We start from the raw sequence: 21,496 nt of genomic DNA, 5'->3' as shown, positions 1-21,496 counted from the left end.
CTGGATGTCATGGCACGGAAGCGGGGCGCCTGCTGCCCCGTCGGGGCTGGGAGACGCGCGCGCGGAATGCGGCATTTCTGCGGCGGGCCCGTCGCGAAAATCGCAATGTTGCGCCCTCAATTCGGCCACGAATCCGACTTAGATCCCATGGCAAGTGCTGTCGTCGCGGGCGCGCGGGGAGTTGTCGAACATGGATCAGAGAGCTGTTTTCACCGAGCGTCTGAAGCGCATCGACAAGGGAAGACAGATCGAACCGGAAGGCGTCATCGGCCGCAAGGCCCAGAAGAAGATGGCCCGGAAATATGGTCTGGCCGCGCAGCGAAAGCGCGAGGGCACGCGCAACCTCTTCGTCATGATCATCGCGGTGGTTGCCGGCGGGGCGGCAATGCTGGCGGCGCGGCTTGCCTATTTTCACCTCTCGCAGATCGAGGGGTTGCCGGAGGGCTTCTACGACCTTCAGGGCCGGGGCTCGGCCTTGATTGCCGCCGTGATCTTGGGCTTCCTGATGGCCTTCTTCGGGCTGCACGGCAAGGGCCGCGTTCCGGCGCTTCTGCTCGGTTGCGCGGTTATGCACTTCGGCGAGGCCGCGGTGGCGGCCAATGCGACCGAGCTTTGGGCGAGCCTCTTTTCGCCGGACTATGCCAGCGCCATGGCGGCGAAGGGCGCGGACTACGTCCTGACGCCGACCGGCTGACACCTGAACCAACCGAAATCCTGGCGGCCCGGGCTCTTCGCCCGCAGGCCGTCCTTGGCATTTGAGACGAGGAAAACATGCTAGAAATCAAAAACCTGCACGTCGAACTTGAAGATGGCGGCAAATCCATCCTCAAGGGGGTAAACCTGACGGTCGAGGCGGGTAAGGTGCATGCCATCATGGGGCCGAACGGGTCGGGCAAGTCGACGCTGTCCTACGTCCTCTCTGGCCGCGACGGCTACGCCGTCACCGAAGGCTCCGCGACGCTTGAGGGCGAGGAACTCTTGGAGATGGAGCCGGAGGAGCGCGCGGCGGCGGGGCTTTTCCTCGCGTTTCAGTACCCGGTTGAAATCCCCGGCGTGGGCAACATGACCTTTCTGCGCACCGCCGTGAACGCGCAACGCAAGGCGCGCGGCGAGGAGGAACTTTCGGCGGGCGAATTCCTCAAGATCGTGCGCGAGAAGGCCAAGACGCTGAAGATCGACGCGGAGATGCTCAAGCGTCCGGTCAACGTCGGCTTCTCGGGCGGTGAGAAGAAGCGTAACGAAATCCTCCAGATGGCGATGCTGGAGCCGCGGATGTGCATCCTCGACGAGACGGACTCGGGGCTTGACGTCGATGCGATGAAGCTCGTGGCCGAGGGCGTGAACGCGCTGCGCGATCCGGGCCGGGCCTTCCTGGTCATCACCCACTACCAGCGGCTTCTGGACCATATCAAACCCGACGTGGTCCACATCATGGCCGATGGCCGGATCATCAAGACCGGCGGGCCGGAGCTTGCGCTTGAGGTCGAGAAGAACGGCTACGCCGACATCCTTGCGGAGCTTGCCTGATGACGGCCCTTGTCAAGAAGGACGCCCGGCGCATCGATGCGACCGAGGCGCGGATCGCGACGCTGACCCTGCCCTCCGGCGGGTTTTCGGCGCCCGCGCGCGCGGATGCGTTGGCGCGCTTGCGCGCGGCGGGGCTGCCGGTGCGGCGCGACGAATACTGGAAGTTCACCGATCCCGCCGCGCTTAACGCGCCCGAGGCCACCGCCGCCGGCGCGATGGCCGAGATCGGGGCACCACTTTTCGCGGAACGTGACCGGGTTCGGATCGTCTTCAACGATGGAGTCTTTGACGCCGACGCATCCGACGACCTTTCGCTCGCCGGGGTGGAGATCCAGCGGCTGGCGGAGGCTGACCGTGCCGATCTTCACTGGGCGCGCGATCTTTACGGCGTTCTGGAGGCGCGCGGCCAATCGCCCGTTTTGCGCCCCCATGCCGCGCTGAACACCGCGGCGGCGAGCGACGGGCTTCTGATCCGCGTGACCGGAACCGCACCGAAGCCACTTCATATCCACTACACCCACAGCGGTGAGACGGCCGATGCGATCCTCCACCACTGCGTGCGGGTTGAACCTGGCGCGGAACTGACCCTGCTTGAGACGGGCCCGGCGGCGGCGCGCTTCAACAAGGTGCTTGAGGTGGACGTGGCCGAAGGCGGGCGCTTCCACCATGTGCGCGCGCAGGGCAGGGACCACGCCCGCCGGGCGATCACCCATGTCTTTGCCCGGGTCGGGCGCGAGGCGCTTTTCAAGTCCTTCACGCTGACCGTGAACGGGGTGATGACGCGCAACGAGGCGTTGATCGAGATTGTCGGCGACAACGCGGTCGCCCATGTGGCGGGCGCAGCGCTTGGCGATGGCAAGGACGGCAGTTTCCACCACGACGATACCGTCTTTGTCACCCATGACGCGGTGGCTTGCGAAAGCCGGCAGGTCTTCAAGAAAGTGCTGAAGAACGGCGCGACGGGTGTCTTCCAGGGCAAGATCCTTGTGAAACCCGGTGCCCAGAAGACCGACGGCTATCAGATCAGCCAATCGCTGCTTCTGGACGAGGACAGCCAGTTCCTTGCCAAGCCGGAGTTGGAGATCTACGCCGACGACGTGAAATGTTCGCACGGCTCGACCACCGGGGCCATTGATGAGACGGCGCTGTTTTACCTGCGCTCTCGCGGCGTGCCGGTCGAGGACGCGCAGACCCTTCTGATCCTGTCCTTCCTTGCCGACGCGATCGCGGAGATCGAGGACGCGGAGATCGCCGCAGACATCGTTGCGCGGCTTGAAGGCTGGTTGGCGCGCAGGCGCAGGTGATGGCGGTCACGGACGACATCGTTGCGACCTATCGCGGCCCGCGGCGGGTCGTCTCGCGGCTGCTGACCGGCGAGCGGCACGAGGCCCGGCCGCTCGCCTATCTGCTGGCGGCGCTGGCCCTTCTTCTTGTCGCGCAGACCCCGGCGATGAGCCGGGCAGCCTTCGAGGATCCGGCCTCACCTTTTGCGCAGCGGCTGATGGCGGCGGCGCTGGCGCTGGGGGCTCTGCTGCCGGTCTTCTACGGGCTGGCGGCCCTGGGGCATCTGGCGGCCCGCATCTTCGGGGGGCGGGGCGACTGGTTCGGCGCGCGGATCGCGTTGTTCTGGGCGATGCTGGCGATTGCACCGCTCGCCCTGTTCAAGGGGCTTGTCGATGGCTTCATCGGGCAGGGAATGGCGCAGGCGTTGACGGGGGGGCTGGTCTTTGCAACCTTCCTGTGGTTCTGGATCGCGGGCCTCGCCGAGGCCGAATTTGGAGGGCGGGCATGACGTTGTCCGGCTACTTTTTCGATCTGTTCGTGACGACCTTCCGCAACCCGAAGCTTGCGGCGCAGCGCCTGCTGGCGCTCGACCTTCCCGTCGAGGCGCGCTGGCTTGGCCTTGTGCTGGTGTCGGTCCTGACGGTGATCGCAACCAAGCTGATGCTCGCCACGGTGCCGGAGATCGAAGTCCAGGCCTGGGAACGCGCCTGGAGCGACCCGTGGTTCGGCCTTCCGGTCCAGGTCATCAGCATGACACTTCTGGCCGTGGCGATCGCCTTGATCGGGCGGTTTTTCGGCGGCGCCGGGCGGTTCGAGGATGCGCTTGTGGCCGTCGTCTGGATTCAGGGCGTCATGCTTGCGCCGCAGCTGGTGCAGATCGTCCTCTTCCCGGTGGCGCCGGCGCTTGCTGGGCTGATCGCGATCGGCTCCGTTGGGCTGTTCTTCTGGATGCTGTCGAACTTTACCTGTGTCCTGCACGGCTTCAGGAGCGCGCTTGGCGCTTTCTTCGGCATCCTCGGCAGCCTCCTGGTGCTGGCCATGATCATTGCCGTGCTTTTTTCCGTCCTCGGAGTGTTCCCTTACGGAACGGGGGGTTGAACCATGTATGATATCGCCCGCGTGCGCGCGGATTTCCCCATCCTCTCGCGTGAGGTGAACGGCAAGCCGCTGATCTATCTGGACAACGGCGCCTCGGCCCAGAAGCCACAGGTCGTGATCGACGCCATGACCCGCGCCTATGAACACGAATATGCCAATGTTCACAGGGGTCTGCACTACCTGTCTAACCTTGCGACTGACAAGTACGAGGCGGTTCGCGGGATCGTTGCGCGCTTCCTTGGCGCCCCGGACCCGGAGGAGATCGTCTTTACCACCGGGACGACCGAGGGGATCAATCTTGTGTCCTACGCCTGGGCCGCGCCGCGGCTTGAGGCCGGGGACGAAATCGTGCTCAGCGTTCTGGAACATCACGCCAATATCGTCCCCTGGCATTTCCTTCGCGAACGGCAGGGGGTGGTGTTGAAATGGGTCGAGCCCGAACCCGACATGACACTCGATCCGCAAAAGGTGATCGACACCATCGGCCCTCGGACCAAGCTGGTCGCCGTCACCCAGATGTCGAACGTGACCGGCACATTGGTTGATGTTGCCGCGATCTGCCGGGGGGCGCGGGCCAAGGGCGTGCCGGTTCTGGTGGACGGCAGCCAGGGATCGGTGCACCGGCCGGTCTCGATCCCCGAGATCGGCTGCGACTTCTACGCGATCACGGGCCACAAGCTCTACGGCCCCTCAGGGTCGGGCGCGATCTGGATTTCCAAGGCCCGCATGGCGGAGATGCGCCCCTTCCTCGGCGGCGGCGACATGATCCGCGAGGTTTCGCGCGACGCCGTCACCTACAACGACCCGCCGATGAAGTTCGAGGCCGGGACCCCCGGCATCGTCCAGCAGATCGGGATGGGCGTGGCGCTCGAATACCTCATGGACCTGGGGATGGAGAACGTCGCCGCGCATGAGGCGGCGCTGCGGGACCACGCGATCGCACGCTTCCAGGGGCTGAATTGGCTGAACGTCCAGGGCCATGCGCCGGGCAAGGGGGCGATCTTCTCCTTCACGCTGGAAGGTGCGGCGCATGCGCATGACATCTCCACCGTGCTCGACAAGAAGGGGATCGCGGTGCGGGCAGGGACCCACTGCGCGATGCCGCTTCTGGAGCATCTGGGCGTCGGCGCGACCTGCCGCGCCTCCTTCGGGCTCTACAACACCACCGAAGAGATCGACCGTCTGGTCGAGGCGCTGGAGTTCTGCCACGAACTTTTCGCCTGACCCTGCGGCGGTCAGGGGGCCACCGCGGTGGCTCAGAACGCCCAGGTCAGCGCCAGAACGGCCGCGGAGTCCTGCTCGCCCGCGCGGTTGCCCTGGTTCTTGGAGTGGACGAGTTCCAGCATCAGCTCCAGGTTGTCGCCGACCGGGCGCTGGTAGCTGACCGAAAGATCAAGCTGGCGCGCTTCGGGCGCGAGGTCGATCGCGATCGGCTCGTAGCTTGTGGTGCCAGTGGCACGGCTGAAGACGGGCAGGACGGCCTCGGCCTTGCCGGAGGTCACAGCCATCGGCAGTCGCGCGCCAAAGGCAAGCCGGTCGCCCTTGGTCGCCAGGTTGCGGCGACCGACCTCCAGCCCCACGCTGTCGAAACTGGCGGAAGACACGTCTGAGAAGATCTCCGTCTGCGCAAGGCTGGCGCGGCCGACTTCGCCGGTCAGAGAGACGAAGGTGTCGCCCGCCAATTCCTGCGAAAGCGCCAGTTGAACGGCGAAAAGGTCGCTGCCCGCGCCATCGTCGCCCAGGCCAAGGACCGTACCCTGATCGCGCGCGACCTTCAGGCCCAGGTCAAGCCGCGTCGGCCCTTCGGCCAGCGCGGTCGAAACACTGATCCCGTAGTCGCCAGTTCCGCCCTCGGGCATCAGCACCGAGGCAGAAAGCCTTGTGTCCGCCGTGCGCGTCGTGACGGTCCGGCCCGGGAAGCTCTCAAAGCTGTCCGAAAACCCGCCAAGGCTTGCCACGCGGCGCGCCTCAAGCCCGGTCGAGAAGGCGCGGGCCAAGCGGGCCGTGCCCAGTTCCGGCAGGCCCGCCGTCGCGGTGAGCGCCCCGCCGGGGGTGCGGAATTCGGCGTCGAGACTATCGGTGACGGAGATGTTGACCGACGACAGGCTGCGCGAGATGGAATCCCCAAAGGCGCTGCCTGCCACTACCGGTGGCTTCTCCAACGTCACCGCGATCCCGTTGGCGAGCGTCACCTTGGGCGTGCCGATCGGGAGCAGGGCGGCGCGGATGTCGAGGAAGCCGTGGCCGTAGGTGTCGTTGTAGCCGTGCTTCAGCCCGTTCTCGATCTCAAGCCATTGGTCCGGGGTAAAGAAGCTGTTGTCGGCCGAGGCCAGAAGCCGCAGGCGGAGCTGATGCGGGGTCAGGTTCGGGAACGCCTCTGCCAGAAGCGCGAGCGCCCCCGTGACCTGCGGCGCGGCAAAGGAGGAGCCGTAACCGATGCCGTAGCTGGCATCGCCCGACGCCGTTGCGCCGTACCAGGTGCCGTCGGCAAGCAGGCACCAGGCCGCCGCCTCAAGGCAGGCGGCAGAGACAAGCTGGACGGAGTTGATGCCGTTCGCGTCATAGTCGGGCAGGGCGTTGGCAACGGCAAGCCAGCCGGATTCCAGCTCCGGCATCAGGAGGGGAAGCCCCTCCATCAGGCCAGCCATCGTGTCCGTGGTGTCGTTCGAAACGGCAAAGACAACGACCCCCTGGGCGGAATAGGCTTGAAGCGCCCTGGTATAGGCCGTGCCCGACCCGAACACGGCCTGGAAGTTTTCGGGGGTTGCGTAAAGCGTTCCGAAGGTCGTGCCGTCCACAAGCCCCCAGGAGTTGTTCTGGGCCACCGCGCCGTTGCTCAGCGCGGCATTCGTCGCCCTGGCGAGCGTGCTGTCGGTGTTAAAGCTTCCAAGCAAAAGGGAGGCATTTGGCGCCACCCCGACTATCGTGTCCGAGTATCCAGCCGCGATCGAGGCGACCATGGTTCCGTGAGAGCGACCGTCTGGATCAAGCGACGTCTCGGCCTCTGGCTGAATCTGGATGATGCTGTCCGCAATGGTCTCGTGTGTCTTGCGGAACCCGGCATCGACGATCGAGATGACCTGGCCTTTTCCCGTCAGCCCTACCGCGTGGGCGTATTCGACCCGTGCGGCGATGGGCGCGAAGCTCGCGCCAATCCTCTGAATGGTATAGAGCGCAGAGGTGCGAAGCTGCGCGGCCAATGCCTCGTAGGGTGCGAAGGTGGAGACGTAGTAGGACCCGAGAATGCCCGTGCCGCCGGAATCGGGGGGAACCGGAACGTTGACCGAATATTCGTCCTGACTGCCCGAGCCCCCGCCATCGCCGTCACCGCCGCCGCCACAAGCGGCCAGTGCCAGAAGCGCCGTCCCGCAGAGCGTCGATCTCAGCAGGGCGAGGCGCACGGGGCCTTGCACCGCGCTTGAATACCTCTCGGAAACGAATTCGGGCATGGCGGGACTCATTTCTGTTGCAGCATCGGTCTTCTCCCCGATTGCGGCATTTTTTCGCCCACCGATCAAGCCATTTGGGGCACTTGGCCAGTGGGTTCGCGGTTTCGGGGAGGCGCCCGGCCACAACCGCGACGAAAAAGAACACGAGGATAGCGCTGCGCCGTTGAAACTGTCGAAATCCCCGGCTATAGACCCGCTACCAGCGCACCCGTAGCTCAGCTGGATAGAGTGCTGCCCTCCGAAGGCAGAGGTCACAGGTTCGAATCCTGTCGGGTGCGCCAGTAAATCTCTTGCAATGGCAGGATTCACTCGGCGCCGGGATCTGGACCGACGTCTAGATCTGGCATCGGCCAAGAAACCCTCGTTCTGGTACCGCCGTGCCCGATCCCAAAAGCGCCGGAAAAGAAGAAAGCCGCCCGTTTCGGGGCGGCCATTCGTCAAGACGATCTTAGTCTGGAGGCGGGGCGCTCAGCGACCCCAGGTCCGGATCGGGCCGCAATCCATATGGACGAAATTCGACTTCGAGTATTTTCCGACCCCGCCCGCATTGCAGGCCGTGGCGGCCTGGTACATCTGCCCAACCGAACGCGAGCGCAGGCGCAGGTCAGCGGCTTGGCCGACCATGTGCAAGGAATTGCGGGCGACGCCGCGCGATTTCGAGCGCAGCATGGCGTTGGTCGAGGGGGTCCGGTAGCCGGACAGCAGCATGTAGGGCTCCGACACGTCCAGAAGCCGGTGCGAGGCGGCGGCGATGTCGACGGTGCGCGGGTCGATCTTCTTGACTTCGTTGCTGCGCCAGTCGCGCATGAAGTAATTGATTTCCTTCAGCGCCTCAGGGATGTACTCCCCTTCGATCCAGTAGATCGTGTCAAGGCTTTCGCCGGTCCGGCCCGAATACATCTTGATGCGGCGGATATCACCCGCGCCCTTGAGGAAGCCGAAGGCGTTCGAGCACGTGGGCGCCGCGGTGATCACCGTCGCGGCAAACGCGGTCAGCAATCCACGGCGCGTGAATCCGGAAGGTCCAGCTGAGTTCATGAGTGCCTGTCCCCAAGCGTTTCGCCGCCTTTTAGCGGCTTGTAGTTACGGCCACTTCCCCAAGTGCGACGACTTTATGGCATGGAATGATTCTCAGGCCAATCGCGGATTTGTTGCGAAGATTGAAATAAATCGCCTTTCGGCGAGATTTCGCCGATAATCACGATCGCGAGAGGCGGTTCCCAGCTTAGCTTCAAAGCGTTGCAATTGCGCGACAACTTGGCGCAGCGCGCACCAGCGCTCGATGGACTTGGCCAAGAAAATCACGGAAACTGGCCTCTGTTTGCAATGCGAAGGGTTGAGGGTTCCATGTCCGCCAGTATTCGTCGGCACGTCGCAGCTTCCGGTCGCCTTCTTGCCATACTGGCGGCGATCTGGGCCGTTCTGGCGGTCTCCGGGCGGGCAGAGGCGGAGGTCACGCCGTTCCGCCAGGCTGTGGCGGAGGCCGCGGCCGGCGATCCGGTGCTGTCGGGGTATTACCGTGACCACGACTATGCGCCGCTTTGGACAACGGGTGCGGACGCGGCGCGGCGCGCGGCGCTGTTCATCGCGCTTGACCACGCCGGCGATCACGGCCTGCCTTTGTCGCATTACGGTGCGGCGGATCTGCGGAAGGGGTTTGAACGCCTGACCTCCGAACGGCAGCGCGGGCGGCTTGAGGTCGCGATGTCGCGGGCTTTCCTTGCCTATGCGCATGAGGTGCAGACGGGATTCATCAAGCCTGCCTCGATCGACCCGGGCCTTGTCCGGGCGGTGCCAGAGCGCGACCTTCGCGCGATGCTCGAACAATTCGCCGTCGCGGAACCCAACGGCTTTCTGCGTTCGCTTCCGCCGCAGATGCCGCAATATGCGCAGTTGATGAAGACCCGGCTGGACCTTGAACGCGCGATGCTGGACGGCGGCTGGGGGCCTGACCTTCGGATCGGCAAGCTGGAGCCGGGGGCCAAGGGCGCTGCAGTTGCGGCCTTGCGCGACAAGCTGGTGGCGCTTGGGTACCTGCGCGCCTCGGCCACGCAGGTCTATGACGGCACGATCCAGAAGGCCGTGCAGCGGTTTCAACTCGATAACGGCATGCAGGCCGACGGTGTGGTGGGCGAGGGGACGGTCGCGGAGCTGAACCGGACACCGGCGGAACGCCTCCAGTCCGTGCTGGTCGCGATGGAGCGGCTGCGCTGGATGAACGGCATCCCCCTCGGGGAGCGGCACATCTGGGTCAACCTGCCCGATTTCACCGCCAAGGTCATAGACCACGGCAAGGTCACGTTCGAGACGGTGACCGTCGTCGGGATGAACCAGGGCGACCGGCGCAGCCCGGAGTTCTCCGACCTGATGGAATTCATGGTCATCAACCCGACCTGGAATGTCCCGCGCTCGATCGCGACGAAGGAGTATCTGCCGATGCTCCAGAAGGATCCGAATTCGGTCCGCCACCTGCGCATTACCGACCGGCGCGGCCAGGCCGTCGATCGGGAAGCGGTGGATTTCACGCAGTTCACCGCGTCGAACTTCCCCTTCGCGATGTCCCAGGCGCCTTCAGGCAGCAACGCGCTGGGGCTGGTGAAGTTCATGTTCCCCAACCCCTACAACATCTACCTGCACGACACGCCGTCGAAATCGCTTTTCAAGCGCGAGGTGCGCGCCTTCAGCCACGGCTGCATCCGCCTGGGTAGCCCCTTCGACTTTGCCTATACGCTGCTTGCGCCGCAAAGCGACGATCCGGTCGGGCTGTTCAAGTCCTATCTTCAGACGGGGCGTGAATCGACGCTGCCGCTGGACCGGCCCGTTCCGGTGCATCTGGTCTACTTTACCGCCTGGCCCTCTGCGAAGGGCGGGATCGAGTATCGGCGCGATGTCTATGGCCGCGATGCGAAGATTTTCGACGCGATGCGTGCCGCCGGGGTGGAGTTGGCGGGCCTTCAAGGCTAAATCCGGGGAAAGAGTTCCCGAATAAGGCCGAACCGATGAGCCAAACCCTCGCAGAGATTGCCGCGGCCCTGGGCGCGCGGCTGGAAGGCGACGGCGCGCTGCGCATCGCCGGCGCCTCCGAGCCGGCCATGGCCGGGCCGGAGGATCTGGCGTTGGCGATGGACCCGAAATATGCCAGCGGTCTGTCGAAGGGGCGCGCGCGCGCCGCCGTCCTGTGGGAGGGTGCCGATTGGGGCGCCTTGGGCCTGGAGGGCGCGATCTTCGTTCCGCGCCCTCGCTATGCCATGGCCGGTATCACGCGGGCGCTCGATCCGGGGCCAGAGATCGCCCCCGGCATTCACCCGCTTGCCGTTATCGACCCCACCGCCGAAATTGGCGAGGGCGCTGCGATCGGCCCCTTCGTGACCGTTGGCCGTGGGGTCCGGATCGGCGCGCGTGCCCGCATCGCGCCACGCGTCTCGATCGAGGCGGAGACGGTGATCGGCGCCGATGCGCTGATCCTGCCGGGGGTCTGGATCGGCCCGCGCGTCACCATCGGCGATCGGTTCATCTGCCACCCGAACGCGGTGATCGGCTCTGACGGGTTTTCTTTCGTCACGCCGGAAAAGTCGGGGGCCGAGGAGATCCGCGAGACGCTTGGGCACCGGGCAGAGATCCGGGCGCAGTCCTGGACCCGCATCCACTCCATCGGCACGGTGGAGATCGGCGACGATGTTGAAATCGGCGCCACCGCGACGATCGACCGGGGCACGATCCGCGCCACCAGCATCGGCTCGGGCACCAAGCTCGACAACCAGGTCCATCTTGGCCACAACGTGGTCGTCGGGCGCGACTGCCTGATCTGCGGCCAGTCTGGCATCGCTGGCTCTGCCAGGGTCGGCGACCGCGTGGTGCTTGGCGGCCAGGTCGGGGTGTCCGACAATATCTTCGTCGGCGACGACGTGATCGCCGGTGCGGGCACCAAGATCATGTCGAACGCGCCGAAGGGGCGGGTGCTTCTGGGTTACCCCGCGATCAAGATGGACACGCAGATCGCGAATTGGAAACACATCCGCAGGCTTGGCCGGATGAGCGAGCAACTGGCTGAACTTCGCAAAACTGTCGCGGAATCGGGGCAATCTGGGATTGCGATCGAGGATGAAAGAGGTTCGGATGACGACGCAAGCTGATGTAATCGCGATCCTGGCGCTGCACTCGGGCGTAGACGCCGCCGAGATCGGGATGACGACGGAACTCGCGACGCTTGGGCTCGACAGTCTGGGGCTTGTCGAGACGATCTTCGCGCTGGAGGAGCGGTTTGCCATCTCCATCCCCTTCAACGCCAATACGCCGGAGGACGGTGGCGGCTTTGACCTGTCGACCGTGGGTGGCATCGTCGCAGGGGTCGAGGCGCTGAGGGCGCGGCCCGCCGCGGCATGAGGCGTGTCGTCATAACCGGGGCGGGCACGGTCAATCCCCTTGGCCATTCCGTTCCGGAGACCTACGCCGGTCTTCGTGCAGGACGCAGCGCCATCGGCCCGTTTTCCATCCCCGATCTGGACCGCCTGTCGGTGCGCATCGGGGCTCAGGTCCGGGATTTCGACCCGGGCGCACGCCTGACGCCAAGGCAAATGTCGCTTTGCGACCGCTTCGCGCAGTTCGCGCTGGTTGCGGCGGAAGAAGCGGTCGCGCAAGCGGGCGTGGGGGCGTTGACCCCCGGCGCGGGCGTCATTCTGGGAACCGCTGGCGGCGGCCTCATGTCGTCCGAGGCCGCCTATCGCGCGGTCTTCGCCGACGGTGCACAGCGGGCCCATCCCTTCACCGTGCCGCGCCTGATGGCCAACGCGGCCACCTCGCATCTGACGATGGCCTACGGCCTGCGCGGCCCGTCCTTCACTGTCTCGACCGCTTGCGCAGCGTCGAACCATGCAATTGGTCTGGCCTTCCAGATGGTTCGCTCGGGCGCGGCACCAGTCATGCTTGCCGGCGGGTCGGAGGCGATGCTGAGTTTCGGCGGCATCAAGGCCTGGGAGGGGCTCCGCGTGCTTTCGCAAACCGGGTGTCGACCGTTCTGCGCCAGCCGCGACGGGCTGGTGATGGGCGAAGGTGCGGCGGTTTTCGTGCTGGAGGACCGTGCGCGCGCGATCGCCCGGGGTGCCCCGATCCTTGCCGAGGTCGCCGGCTTCGGGATGAGCGCGGATGCGGGCGATATCGTTGTTCCCGATCCGGCAGGGGCGGAGGCCGCGATGCGTGCGGCGCTTGACGACGCCGGGCTCTTGCCCGAGGCGATCGGCTATATCAACGCCCATGGGACCGGGACGGCGGTCAACGACCGCAGCGAATGCGCGGCAATCCGCAGGGTATTTGGCGAAGCGGCAGGATCGGTTCCGATTTCCTCCACCAAGTCGCTCCATGGGCACCTGATCGGGGCGGCGGGCGCGGTGGAGTTGCTGGCGGTTCTTTTGGCGCTCGGCGAGGGCGTGATCGCCCCGACTGCCGGGCATCGTGCCGACGATCCCGACTGCGCGCTTGACGTCGTGACGCATGAGGCGCGGCACTGGCCCGTCGCAGCCGCCCTTTCGAATGCCTTCGCCTTCGGTGGGCTCAACGCGGTCCTGGCGCTTCGCGCCGCCGAATGAAAACGCCGCCCCGAGGGGCGGCGCTCTGTGGTCGGGCCTGAGGCCGATCGTGGATTACTTGCCGGTCGCTTGCAGTGCGTCAAAGGCGGCGGTGAAGCCCGAGAGCGAGAAAGACGCGGTCACCTGTTTGTCCGGCGCGACGGCAGGCACCACGACGGCATTGAAGGCGTTGCCCTTCTTGAATTCTTCAAGCTCGGCCGCCGTCAGCTGCGCGCGCGTGACGCAACCGCGATGCGTGCACCAGAGATAGGGAAGCCGCTTGGGCGCGGCGCTGTCGATCTTCACGGTCACGCCCGCCGGCAGCAGCGACGAAAGCGGTGCGGAAATCTGGATGAAGGCCGCGGCGTCTTCGCCCTCGCCCGGCAGCAGCACCAGCATGTCGGCGACGCTGTTGCCCTTGTCGTCTTTCACCACCTGATACATCTGGCAGGGGTCGGAACCATCCTCGGCGTGAAGGCAGCGGATCTGCCAGGCGCCATGTTCAGAAGCAAGGTAGCCATCGGCGCTGTCTTCGGCAGCCGCGGGGCGGTCGCTGACCGAGACGCCCGACGTCGCCTCGGGTGCGGTCGTCTCGGCGGTGGTGGCCTCTGCGGCAGGGGCTTCGGTCGTCGTGTCGCTTTGCGCCCAGACCGGCGCCGCGAGGCCGATGGCCGCCACTAGCGCGAATGTTCTGCTCAGATGGGTCATGATCTTTCCCTTTTTGGGTAACGGGTTTGCGGCGGATTACCACGTCGGTGCCGCACTGTCAGGTGCCCGGTCGCCGTGCCTGGGAAAAAACCAGCGGCTTTCCGCCCAAGGCGCCCGAAAGGGCCGCTCCCAACGAAGAAAAGGGCCCGCAGGCGGGCCCTTTTCGTATTTCTATGCTCCCCGTCGGACTGGCCGACTTTCTCATTGCGCCGAACGCTAGTAACTTCGCTTGGTTCCGTCAACAGCTAATCTTGCGCCCCTTTGAAATCTTTCTGAGGTCCCAAAAAAAGCCGCGCCGGAAGGGCGCGGCCAGTCAAACAGGGAGGAAGTCTGCCGCGCAGGACGCCGTTCCGGCCGGCAGTTTCAGGCTGGCACCAAATGGTTAACAAGTTATTGTCATCGGGAATGATCAGAGGCAACGGAGGGGCAGGGTGCTGACAGAGGGCGGACTATTCGTGGGCGGCGGCGGCGAGGGCTATGCCGCACCGCAGGAGCTGTTGCTGCGCTACGCGAACCGTCACGGGCTGGTGGCCGGGGCGACGGGGACCGGCAAGACCGTGACGCTTCAGATCCTGGCCGAGGGGTTTTCCAAGGCGGGCGTGCCGGTATTCATGGCCGATGTGAAGGGTGATCTTTCGGGTATCGCAGTCGCGGGCTCGCCCACGCACAAGCTGCACGAGGCCTTCCAGAAGCGCTGCGCCACCATCGGCTATGAGCTTGAATACGAGGCCTTTCCGGCGGTCTTCTGGGACCTTTTCGGGGAACAGGGGCACCCGGTTCGCACCACGGTTTCCGAAATGGGGCCGTTGCTGCTCGCCCGGCTTCTGGACCTGACCGAGGCGCAGGAGGGCGTTTTGAACGTCGCCTTCCGCGTCGCCGATGAAGAGGGGCTGCCGCTTCTCGACCTCAAGGACCTGCGGGCGATGCTGGTCTGGATCGGCCAGAACGCGAGCGAACTGGCGCTGCGTTACGGCAATGTCGCGACCGCGACGGTGGGTGCGATCCAGCGCGCGCTTCTGGTCTTGGAGAACCAGGGGGCTGCGAAGTTCTTTGGCGAACCTGCGCTGGAACTAACGGACATGATGCATGTCGGCGCCGACGGACGCGGGCGAGTCAACGTCCTGGCCGCCGACAAGCTGATGGGCTCGCCCCGGCTTTACGCGACCTTCCTGCTCTGGCTCCTGTCGGAGCTTTTCGAGGAACTGCCCGAGGTCGGCGATCCCGACAAACCGAAGCTCGTCTTCTTCTTCGACGAGGCGCACCTTCTCTTCGACGACGCCCCGAAGGCGCTGGTCGACAAGGTGGAGCAGGTGGCGCGATTGATCCGGTCCAAGGGGGTCGGCGTCTACTTTATCACCCAGAATCCGGCCGACGTGCCGGACGATGTGCTGGGGCAGTTGGGCAACCGCGTGCAGCATGCGTTGCGGGCCTTTACCGCGAAGGATCAGCAGGACCTGCGGCGCGCGGCGCAGAACTATCGCCCGAACCCGGCCTTCGACACCGAGACGGCGATCAAGGAAGTGGGCGTGGGCGAGGCTGTGACCTCCTTCCTTCAGGCCAAGGGCGTGCCGGGGATGGTGGAGCGGACGCTGGTGCGCCCGCCGGCGAGCCAGTTGGGCCCGATCACGCAGGCCGAGCGGCGCGGCGTGATCGCGTCCTCAGGCCTGTCAGCCAAGTACGACCGGGAGATTGATCGCGACTCCGCCTTCGAGCGGCTTGCCGAGCGGGCGGAGGCGGCGGCAAAGGCCGCGGCCCGCGCCGAGGAGGAGGAGGAGCGCCTGAAGGAAGAGGAGCGCCGCGCGCGCGAAAGCCGGCGCTACGACGACCGCACCACCGGGCGGTCGAGTTCGCGGCGCTCGTCACCGTCGCGGCGGTCGGACACGATGCTGGAGGCCTTCGGCAAGAGCGTCGTTCGGCAGCTGGGGACCAAGACAGGCCAGGCGATCGTGCGCGGCATCCTCGGCTCGCTCTTCAAGTCGCGCTGAGGGGAAGTGAGCGGCGCGCGCGGCCCCAAAAGGGGCCACGCGCAAGACATCTCTCACGCGGCCTGCCGTGCAGGCCGCGTTCGGGTTCGGGTATTTGGACAATGAAGAAGCCGCTTAAAGCGGGCGGATCTTCAGCCGCGTCAGGCGGTTTTCCTTGCGGCTGATGACCTCGAAGCGGAAACCGTGGAAGGAGAAGACCTGGCCCTCGGTCGGGATCATCTGGGCCTCGTGAATGACGAGGCCGGCGATGGTGTTGGCCTCGTCGTCGGGCAGGGACCAGTCGGTCGCGCGGTTGAGATCGCGAATCGTCATGGCGCCATCGACGAGGATGGCGCCGTTGTCGCCCTGCTTGATCTGGTGTTCGGCGTCGATGTCGAACTCGTCCGCGATCTGCCCCACGATTTCCTCCAGGATATCCTCGAGCGTGATCAGACCGCGCAGGTCGCCGTATTCGTCAACGACCAGCGCGAAGTGGCTGCGGCGCTTGAGGAATTCGCGCATCTGTTCGTCGAGCGGCGTGGTTTCGGGGACGAAATAGGGCTTCATCGCGACCGCGAGGATGTCGAGGTCGCGCAGCGCGCTGAGGGTCCCGTCGCCGCCGCGCAGGGTCTTGTCGACGGCGCGCAGCAGGTCCTTGGCGTGGATCACCCCAAGCACGTTGTCGCGTTCGCCCCGGTAAAGCGGCAGGCGCGAGTGGGGGGAGGCGAGGACGGCCGAGAGGATCGCGTCGGGGGCCGCGTCGAGATCGATCATCTCGATCTTGGAGCGGTGGCGCATGACCTCTTCCACCGTGCGGTCGGAAAGGTCGAGCGCGCCGAGGAGGCGGTCGCGGTCCTCTTTCTGCACCGCGCCCTCGGAATGGCCGAGTGCGAGCGCGCCCGCGATCTCTTCGCGCAGGGACAGGATATGGCTGTCGGGGTCGGTGCGCACGCCGAAGATCATCAGGAACAGTCGCACGATCAGGCGCACCAGGGCGACGATGGGTGAGAGCACGATCACGACAAGCCGGATCGGACGCGCAACAAAGGCCGCGGCGGTTTCGGGCTTGGTGATGGCCCAGGTCTTGGGCAGAACCTCCGAGAAGATCAGGACGAGCGCCGTCATCACCAGCGTCGCGAGCGCCACGCCGCTGTCGCCGAAAAGCCGGGTGAGCAGCGCGGTGGCGAGCGAGGCCGACAGGATATTGACCACGTTGTTGCCAAGAAGGACGGCGCCGATCAGACGCTCATTATCCTCGGTCACCTCAAGCGCGACCTCCGCTCCCTTGCTGCCGCGATCGGCCTGGGCGCGCAGCTTGCCGCGTGAGGCCGCCGTCAGGGCGGTCTCCGACCCGGAGAAGAAGGCCGAAAGCATCAGAAGCACGGCGATGGCGCCGGTGGTGAGCCAGAAGGCGGTGTCGTAGGCGGATGCGCTGTCCATGGGATGTCCTGGTATGGTCCGCCCTTTATGGGGTGCGGCCCGGTCGCGTTCAAGCGCCCCGCGCCAGAGGGTGATGTTCCAGCACCAGGGCCTTCAGCCGTTCGTCCAGGACATGCGTATAGATCTCGGTCGTGGAGATGTCGGCATGGCCCAGCAGCGTCTGGATCGCGCGAAGGTCGGCGCCGCCGGCCAGAAGGTGGGTGGCGAAGGCGTGGCGCAGCTTGTGCGGCGAGACGCGGGCGGGGGAAAGCCCGGCGCGCACGGCGATGTCCTTGATCAACGCGTGGAACGCCTGGCGCGTCAGGTGCCCTGCGACCCCGGCGGAGGGGAAGAGGAAGCGGGAAGGCGCGGCGCGGCGCGCGATGCGGGCCTCCTCCTCCACTGCGTCGCGATGGACGAGCCAGTCTGTCAGGGCCGTGCGGGCGGGGGACGACAGCGGCACCATGCGTTCCTTGCCGCCCTTGCCGCTGACCAGGATCATCCGCGGATCGCCCCGCACCGCGGCCACGGGGAGGGAGACGAGCTCGCTCACCCGCATGCCGGTGGCGTAGAGCACCTCCACCAGACAGAGGTTCCGCAACCGTTCGCCGGGGCTGCGGCCGTGGTCGCGTGCCGCGATCAGCAGCGCCTCGACCTCTTCGGTGGCAAGCGTGCCGGGCAGGCGTTTCGCGCGGCCGGGACCGGAAATGCGCAGCGCCGGGTTGTCGGCGCGCCAGCCTTCCTCGTACCCGAAGCGGAAGAGTTGCCGGATCGCGGAGAGACGGCGTGCGCGCGTCGCCTGCGACAGGCCCTGCGCGTCGCAGGCGACGAGGTAGGCCTCGATATCCGCCTTGCCAGCGTGATCGAAATCCAGCCCGCGCCGGGCGAGCCAGCCCGCGAAATCCATAAGGTCGCGCCCATAGGCCAGGCAGGTGTTGCGCGCCGCCCCGTTCTCGGCGGCCTGCGCCTCAAGGAAGGCAGAGATGCGCCGCTCCATCCCGCTAGCCCCGTCGTTCCAGCAACAGAAGCTCAAGGCTCGCGCGCCGCGCGACCCCCTCAAGCCCGACGCTGCGCAACAGGTAGAGGCCCGCCGTCACGTCGCGAAGATCGCCGCGCGCGCCGTCGGTGATGTCGCCGATCGCGATCAGGATCGCCTCTCCCATCCGGTTTTCAGAGATGAGCGCGGCATAGTCTTCGGTCAGTCTCGCGCCACGGGAGAAGGCGGCCTTGATCGCGCCGGCGACCGGATCGTGCGGGGCGGTTCCGTCAAGATCGCCGCGGGCAATGGCGATTAGGAATGGCTCAATGCCGCCAAGGGGCTGGCGATTGCGCGCCACGGTTTCAAACTCGGGGGACAGAAGGCCGATGCGGAAGGCCAGCGCGCTGGCGGCGCCGGTCAGCGGCAGGTCCTGAAGTGCTGCGCCGTAGATGGTGGCGAAGGGCACCTCAAGCTCCGTCCGCTCCATCTGGCGCCAGACCTCGGGCAGGGCGATGGCGACGGCGTCGGGGTCGCCCGCCGTCATCGCCGTGTCGAAGCGTTGCACGGCCTTGACGCGGTCCCAGACCCCGCCGGAGGCCGCGGCCTTCCGTTCGGTGTAAAGCCCCAGAAGCCGGTTCGGATCGATGGCGCCGGTCCGCGCGAGGCGCTCGCCGGCCTCAAGCCGGGTCTTCCAGCCGACATTCGAGCGCAAGTCCGATTGCGCGAAGGCGACCGGGAGCGTCGTCGTCGACATCGGCTCCCCGATCGCCTCCATCAGGCGCAGGACCAGCGGTGAGGGGCGCGAGGGAACGGGAAGCGGCGGCTCGCCCTCAAGCAATTCGGGGTCAAGAAAACGGGTCAAAAGCTCGGCCATGTCGGCGGGGACGTAGCCCAGCGCCTCTCCGGTCCTGAGCGACAGTGCGGCCGCGTTCCAGTCGCCGCCGCGGGCGAGGCAGAAGACGCGGGCGGGGAAGGTTGGCGCGATCTCGGGCGTGGCGCGCATGACTTCGCAGGCGCGGTCCTCCTGGCCCGTCAGCAGCGCCACGTCGAACCAGCGGCGAAAGGGCTCCGCCGCCTGCAACGCGGGGCCTTCGAGCATGGAGAGCGCGGGCTCCAACGCCCCGAGGTCCAGCAGCCGGTCGATCCGCGCCAGATAGACCAGCCCGCGGCCGTCCGAGTCCGCAGGCGGATCGAGCTCCGCGAGAAGCAGCGAATACAGCAGCGCCTGGATGGCGGGCAGCGTATCGATGCGCTCCGCCCGCATCAGGCGCGCCAGATCCTCGCTCGCGCTCGTGCCCCAAAGGCCGCGCGGCAGGCCCGTGGAGGCGACCGGCAGGATGCCGATCGCGTCCGGGTTGGGACCATCTATGGGCCGGGTGACGATCTCTGCCGGCGCGGCGGCGGTCGCCACCGGTTCCTCGTCAATGGGCGCGATGGGCCCGGGGCCCGCCTGCGGCGTCTGAACAGTTCTGGAAAGCCAGTCTATCGCGGAAAGCGGTTCCTCCGCGCCCGCGGTCAGGGGAAGCATCAACGCGATCGCCGCCCCGAGGAGCGTCCTATCCGCCGACATTCAGTTCGACCGGTTCGCGGACCTCGGTACGGGCCGGGGACATGTCGCCAAGGTAGGCGTAGCCCGCGATTCCGACAAAGCCGAGCAACGCCAATGTCGCCAGGAACTTCACTATCCTTATCATCCGACCTGCCTTTGTTCTGCCTCTTGTGCCCCGTGTCCGGGATCTTCTCAGGCGATTATATATGGCTTTTCCGGCGAGTTCACGCCATTGAGGGCAGAAAGTTCGCCGAACGGGCGGCGGTTTGCCGCCGGCGAGTGCACAGACAGGCGGAAGAGTGACGACGAGACTGAAGAAAACCGTGGTGCTCGTGGGGATGATGGGCGCGGGCAAGACGGCGGTCGGCAACGCGCTGGCGCGCGCGCTGGGTGTTCCCTTCGTCGATTCGGACGACGAGATCGAGAAGGCCGCCAACATGAGCGTGGCCGAAATCTTCGCGCGTGACGGCGAACCCTTCTTCCGCCAGAAAGAGGCGCAGGTGCTGGAACGGTTGCTGACCGGGGCGCCTTGCGTGCTGTCCACCGGCGGCGGGGCCTATCTGTCGGCAGACAACCGCGCCGCGATCGCGCGCTCGGGCGTGGCGGTCTGGCTCAAGGCGGATCTCGACCTGCTCTGGCAGCGCGTGCGGCACAAGAACACGCGCCCGCTCCTACGCACAGCCGACCCCAAGGAAACCCTGCGCGCGCTTCTTGAGGCGCGAACCCCCGCCTACAGCCAGGCGGAAGTTACCGTCGAGGCGCATCCCAGCTACTCCGTCGATGATATGACGCAGAAGGTCGTCGCGGCGCTTGGCGACCATGGCGGCATCCTGGAAAGGACCTGAAAGATGACGTTTGACAGCGTGAGGGTGGATCTGGGCGCGCGGGCCTATGACGTGAGGATCGGACCCGGCCTGATCGCGCGCGCGGGGCAGGAGATCGCGCCGCTTCTCAAGCGCCGCCGGGTCGCGGTCTTGACCGATGAAACCGTGTCCGGACTGCACCTTGAAAGCCTGCGCGCGGGGTTGGGCGATATCGAGATGACGTCGCTTGCCCTGCCAGCCGGGGAATCCACCAAGGGCTGGCCGCAGTTTTCCCGCGCGGTGGACTGGCTTCTGGCCGAAAAGGTCGAACGCCGCGACATCGTCATCGCGTTCGGCGGCGGCGTGATCGGGGACCTCGCGGGCTTCGCGGCCGCCGTTCTGCGCCGAGGCGTGCGCTTCGTGCAGATCCCGACAACGCTGCTTTCGCAGGTGGACAGTTCGGTCGGCGGCAAGACCGGCATCAACTCCGTCCACGGCAAGAACCTGATCGGCGCGTTCCACCAGCCCGCGCTGGTCTTGGCCGATATCGATGTGCTGGACACGCTCCCCGCCCGCGATTTCCTGGCGGGATATGGCGAGGTCGTGAAATACGGCCTTCTGGGGGACGCCGCGTTCTTCGATTGGCTTGAGCAGAACGCCCCCGCCATGGCCGCAGGCGACGCCGGGGCCCGCCAATACGCCGTGCGCCGCTCGGTCGAGATGAAGGCCCGCATCGTCGAGCGCGACGAAACCGAGGAGGGCGACCGTGCGCTGCTGAACCTTGGTCATACCTTCTGCCACGCGCTTGAATCTGCGACCGGCTATTCCGACCGCCTCTTGCACGGGGAGGGCGTCGCCATCGGCTGCGCGCTGGCCTTCGAACTGTCGCAGCGCCTGGGGCTATGTTCGCAAGAGGCGCCGAGCCGTGTGCGGGCGCATCTGAAGGCCATGGGCATGAAATGCGATCTTGCCGACATTCCGGGCGATCTACCGGGGGCGGAGGGCCTTCTTGCCCTGATGGCGCAGGACAAGAAGGTCATCGACGGCAAACTCCGCTTCATCCTCGCCCGCGGCATCGGGGAGTCCTTTGTCGCCACCGACATCGATACCGGTATCGTGCGGCGCCTGCTGGAGGACGCGCTGGCCGGGCGCTGA

Annotated in this window: 20 protein-coding genes and 1 tRNA gene; 14 read left to right on the top strand and 7 right to left on the bottom strand. The window is 66.2% G+C overall.

Annotation, left to right across the window (positions count from 1 at the left end; all coding sequences use genetic code 11):
* Nucleotides 1-190 precede the first annotated feature (190 nt).
* The 6 genes from OE647_RS13720 (at nucleotide 191) to OE647_RS13695 (ending at nucleotide 5,133) form a co-directional block, all read left to right on the top strand.
* Entirely contained in the window at nucleotides 191-694 is a 504-nt protein-coding gene (locus tag OE647_RS13720) for a hypothetical protein (RefSeq protein WP_263722316.1), read from the top strand.
* A 77-nt stretch (nucleotides 695-771) separates the two neighbouring features.
* Nucleotides 772-1,527 carry a Fe-S cluster assembly ATPase SufC gene (gene sufC, locus OE647_RS13715; protein WP_263722315.1) on the top strand — a complete coding sequence of 252 codons (756 nt, stop codon included), beginning with the start codon at nucleotides 772-774 and terminating at the stop codon, nucleotides 1,525-1,527.
* Nucleotides 1,527-2,831: a SufB/SufD family protein gene (locus tag OE647_RS13710; RefSeq protein WP_263722314.1), complete on the top strand. Its 1,305-nt coding sequence runs from the start codon at nucleotides 1,527-1,529 to the stop codon at nucleotides 2,829-2,831. The genes sufC and OE647_RS13710 overlap by 1 nt, the downstream gene beginning before the upstream one ends.
* Nucleotides 2,831-3,319 (top strand): YIP1 family protein, encoded by a 489-nt coding sequence (locus OE647_RS13705; protein ID WP_263722313.1) that lies wholly within the window; start codon nucleotides 2,831-2,833, stop codon nucleotides 3,317-3,319. Before OE647_RS13710 ends, OE647_RS13705 begins: the two co-directional genes overlap by 1 nt.
* Nucleotides 3,316-3,909: a Yip1 family protein gene (locus OE647_RS13700; protein WP_263722312.1), complete on the top strand. Its 594-nt coding sequence runs from the start codon at nucleotides 3,316-3,318 to the stop codon at nucleotides 3,907-3,909. The genes OE647_RS13705 and OE647_RS13700 overlap by 4 nt, the downstream gene beginning before the upstream one ends.
* A gap of 3 nt (nucleotides 3,910-3,912) precedes the next feature.
* Nucleotides 3,913-5,133 (top strand): cysteine desulfurase, encoded by a 1,221-nt coding sequence (locus OE647_RS13695; RefSeq protein ID WP_263722311.1) that lies wholly within the window; start codon nucleotides 3,913-3,915, stop codon nucleotides 5,131-5,133.
* A 32-nt stretch (nucleotides 5,134-5,165) separates the two neighbouring features.
* Here OE647_RS13695 and OE647_RS13690 read toward each other — a convergent pair whose 3' ends face one another.
* Nucleotides 5,166-7,358, bottom strand: a complete 2,193-nt coding sequence (locus OE647_RS13690) for a S8 family peptidase (RefSeq protein ID WP_263722310.1) — start codon at nucleotides 7,356-7,358, stop codon at nucleotides 5,166-5,168.
* Nucleotides 7,359-7,562: 204 nt separating this feature from the next.
* Between OE647_RS13690 and OE647_RS13685 the strand changes: the two genes are divergently transcribed.
* A tRNA-Arg gene (locus OE647_RS13685) sits at nucleotides 7,563-7,639 on the top strand.
* Nucleotides 7,640-7,826: 187 nt separating this feature from the next.
* On the opposite strand, the gene OE647_RS13680 is transcribed toward OE647_RS13685, so the two are convergent.
* Nucleotides 7,827-8,396, bottom strand: a complete 570-nt coding sequence (locus OE647_RS13680; RefSeq protein ID WP_263722309.1) for a YcbK family protein — start codon at nucleotides 8,394-8,396, stop codon at nucleotides 7,827-7,829.
* 309 nt (nucleotides 8,397-8,705) lie between these two features.
* Here OE647_RS13680 and OE647_RS13675 point away from each other — a divergent pair, with 309 nt between their 5' ends.
* From OE647_RS13675 to OE647_RS13660, 4 genes are read left to right on the top strand one after another with little or no spacing between them, the layout of a single operon-like run.
* Nucleotides 8,706-10,322, top strand: coding sequence for a L,D-transpeptidase family protein (locus OE647_RS13675; protein ID WP_263722308.1), 1,617 nt, complete (start codon nucleotides 8,706-8,708; stop codon nucleotides 10,320-10,322).
* A 35-nt stretch (nucleotides 10,323-10,357) separates the two neighbouring features.
* Nucleotides 10,358-11,491: a UDP-3-O-(3-hydroxymyristoyl)glucosamine N-acyltransferase gene (lpxD, locus tag OE647_RS13670; protein WP_263722307.1), complete on the top strand. Its 1,134-nt coding sequence runs from the start codon at nucleotides 10,358-10,360 to the stop codon at nucleotides 11,489-11,491.
* Nucleotides 11,475-11,741, top strand: coding sequence for an acyl carrier protein (locus OE647_RS13665; RefSeq protein ID WP_263722306.1), 267 nt, complete (start codon nucleotides 11,475-11,477; stop codon nucleotides 11,739-11,741). Before lpxD ends, OE647_RS13665 begins: the two co-directional genes overlap by 17 nt.
* Nucleotides 11,738-12,940 carry a beta-ketoacyl-[acyl-carrier-protein] synthase family protein gene (locus tag OE647_RS13660; protein ID WP_263722305.1) on the top strand — a complete coding sequence of 401 codons (1,203 nt, stop codon included), beginning with the start codon at nucleotides 11,738-11,740 and terminating at the stop codon, nucleotides 12,938-12,940. Before OE647_RS13665 ends, OE647_RS13660 begins: the two co-directional genes overlap by 4 nt.
* 54 nt (nucleotides 12,941-12,994) lie before the next feature.
* Here the strand turns inward: OE647_RS13660 and OE647_RS13655 are convergent, their stop codons facing one another.
* Nucleotides 12,995-13,627 carry an invasion associated locus B family protein gene (locus OE647_RS13655; protein WP_263722304.1) on the bottom strand — a complete coding sequence of 211 codons (633 nt, stop codon included), beginning with the start codon at nucleotides 13,625-13,627 and terminating at the stop codon, nucleotides 12,995-12,997.
* A gap of 431 nt (nucleotides 13,628-14,058) precedes the next feature.
* Between OE647_RS13655 and OE647_RS13650 the strand changes: the two genes are divergently transcribed.
* Complete coding sequence (locus tag OE647_RS13650) at nucleotides 14,059-15,612, top strand: helicase HerA-like domain-containing protein (protein ID WP_412174954.1); 1,554 nt, start codon at nucleotides 14,059-14,061, stop codon at nucleotides 15,610-15,612.
* Between the two features lie 114 nt (nucleotides 15,613-15,726).
* On the opposite strand, the gene OE647_RS13645 is transcribed toward OE647_RS13650, so the two are convergent.
* Genes OE647_RS13645 through OE647_RS13630 form a run of 4 tightly spaced genes read right to left on the bottom strand, consistent with a single transcriptional unit; the run spans nucleotide 15,727 to nucleotide 19,683 of the window.
* Nucleotides 15,727-17,031 carry an HlyC/CorC family transporter gene (locus tag OE647_RS13645; RefSeq protein WP_263722303.1) on the bottom strand — a complete coding sequence of 435 codons (1,305 nt, stop codon included), beginning with the start codon at nucleotides 17,029-17,031 and terminating at the stop codon, nucleotides 15,727-15,729.
* A 49-nt stretch (nucleotides 17,032-17,080) separates the two neighbouring features.
* Nucleotides 17,081-18,007, bottom strand: a complete 927-nt coding sequence (locus OE647_RS13640; RefSeq protein ID WP_263722301.1) for a site-specific tyrosine recombinase XerD — start codon at nucleotides 18,005-18,007, stop codon at nucleotides 17,081-17,083.
* Between the two features lie 4 nt (nucleotides 18,008-18,011).
* Nucleotides 18,012-19,559, bottom strand: a complete 1,548-nt coding sequence (locus OE647_RS13635; protein ID WP_263722300.1) for a hypothetical protein — start codon at nucleotides 19,557-19,559, stop codon at nucleotides 18,012-18,014.
* Nucleotides 19,546-19,683 (bottom strand): hypothetical protein, encoded by a 138-nt coding sequence (locus OE647_RS13630; RefSeq protein WP_263722298.1) that lies wholly within the window; start codon nucleotides 19,681-19,683, stop codon nucleotides 19,546-19,548. Before OE647_RS13630 ends, OE647_RS13635 begins: the two co-directional genes overlap by 14 nt.
* Before the next feature lie 121 nt (nucleotides 19,684-19,804).
* Between OE647_RS13630 and OE647_RS13625 the strand changes: the two genes are divergently transcribed.
* Both OE647_RS13625 and aroB read left to right on the top strand, forming a co-directional pair.
* On the top strand, nucleotides 19,805-20,383 hold the full coding sequence (locus OE647_RS13625) for a shikimate kinase (RefSeq protein ID WP_263722296.1): 579 nt from the start codon (nucleotides 19,805-19,807) through the stop codon (nucleotides 20,381-20,383).
* 3 nt (nucleotides 20,384-20,386) lie between these two features.
* Nucleotides 20,387-21,496, top strand: coding sequence for a 3-dehydroquinate synthase (aroB, locus tag OE647_RS13620; RefSeq protein ID WP_263722295.1), 1,110 nt, complete (start codon nucleotides 20,387-20,389; stop codon nucleotides 21,494-21,496).

The organism is Albidovulum sediminicola (assembly GCF_025751575.1).
GTDB lineage: Bacteria > Pseudomonadota > Alphaproteobacteria > Rhodobacterales > Rhodobacteraceae > Albidovulum > Albidovulum sediminicola.
The sequence above is the reverse complement of the archived record's forward strand: the minus strand, read 5'-3'. Positions and strand labels throughout refer to the sequence as shown.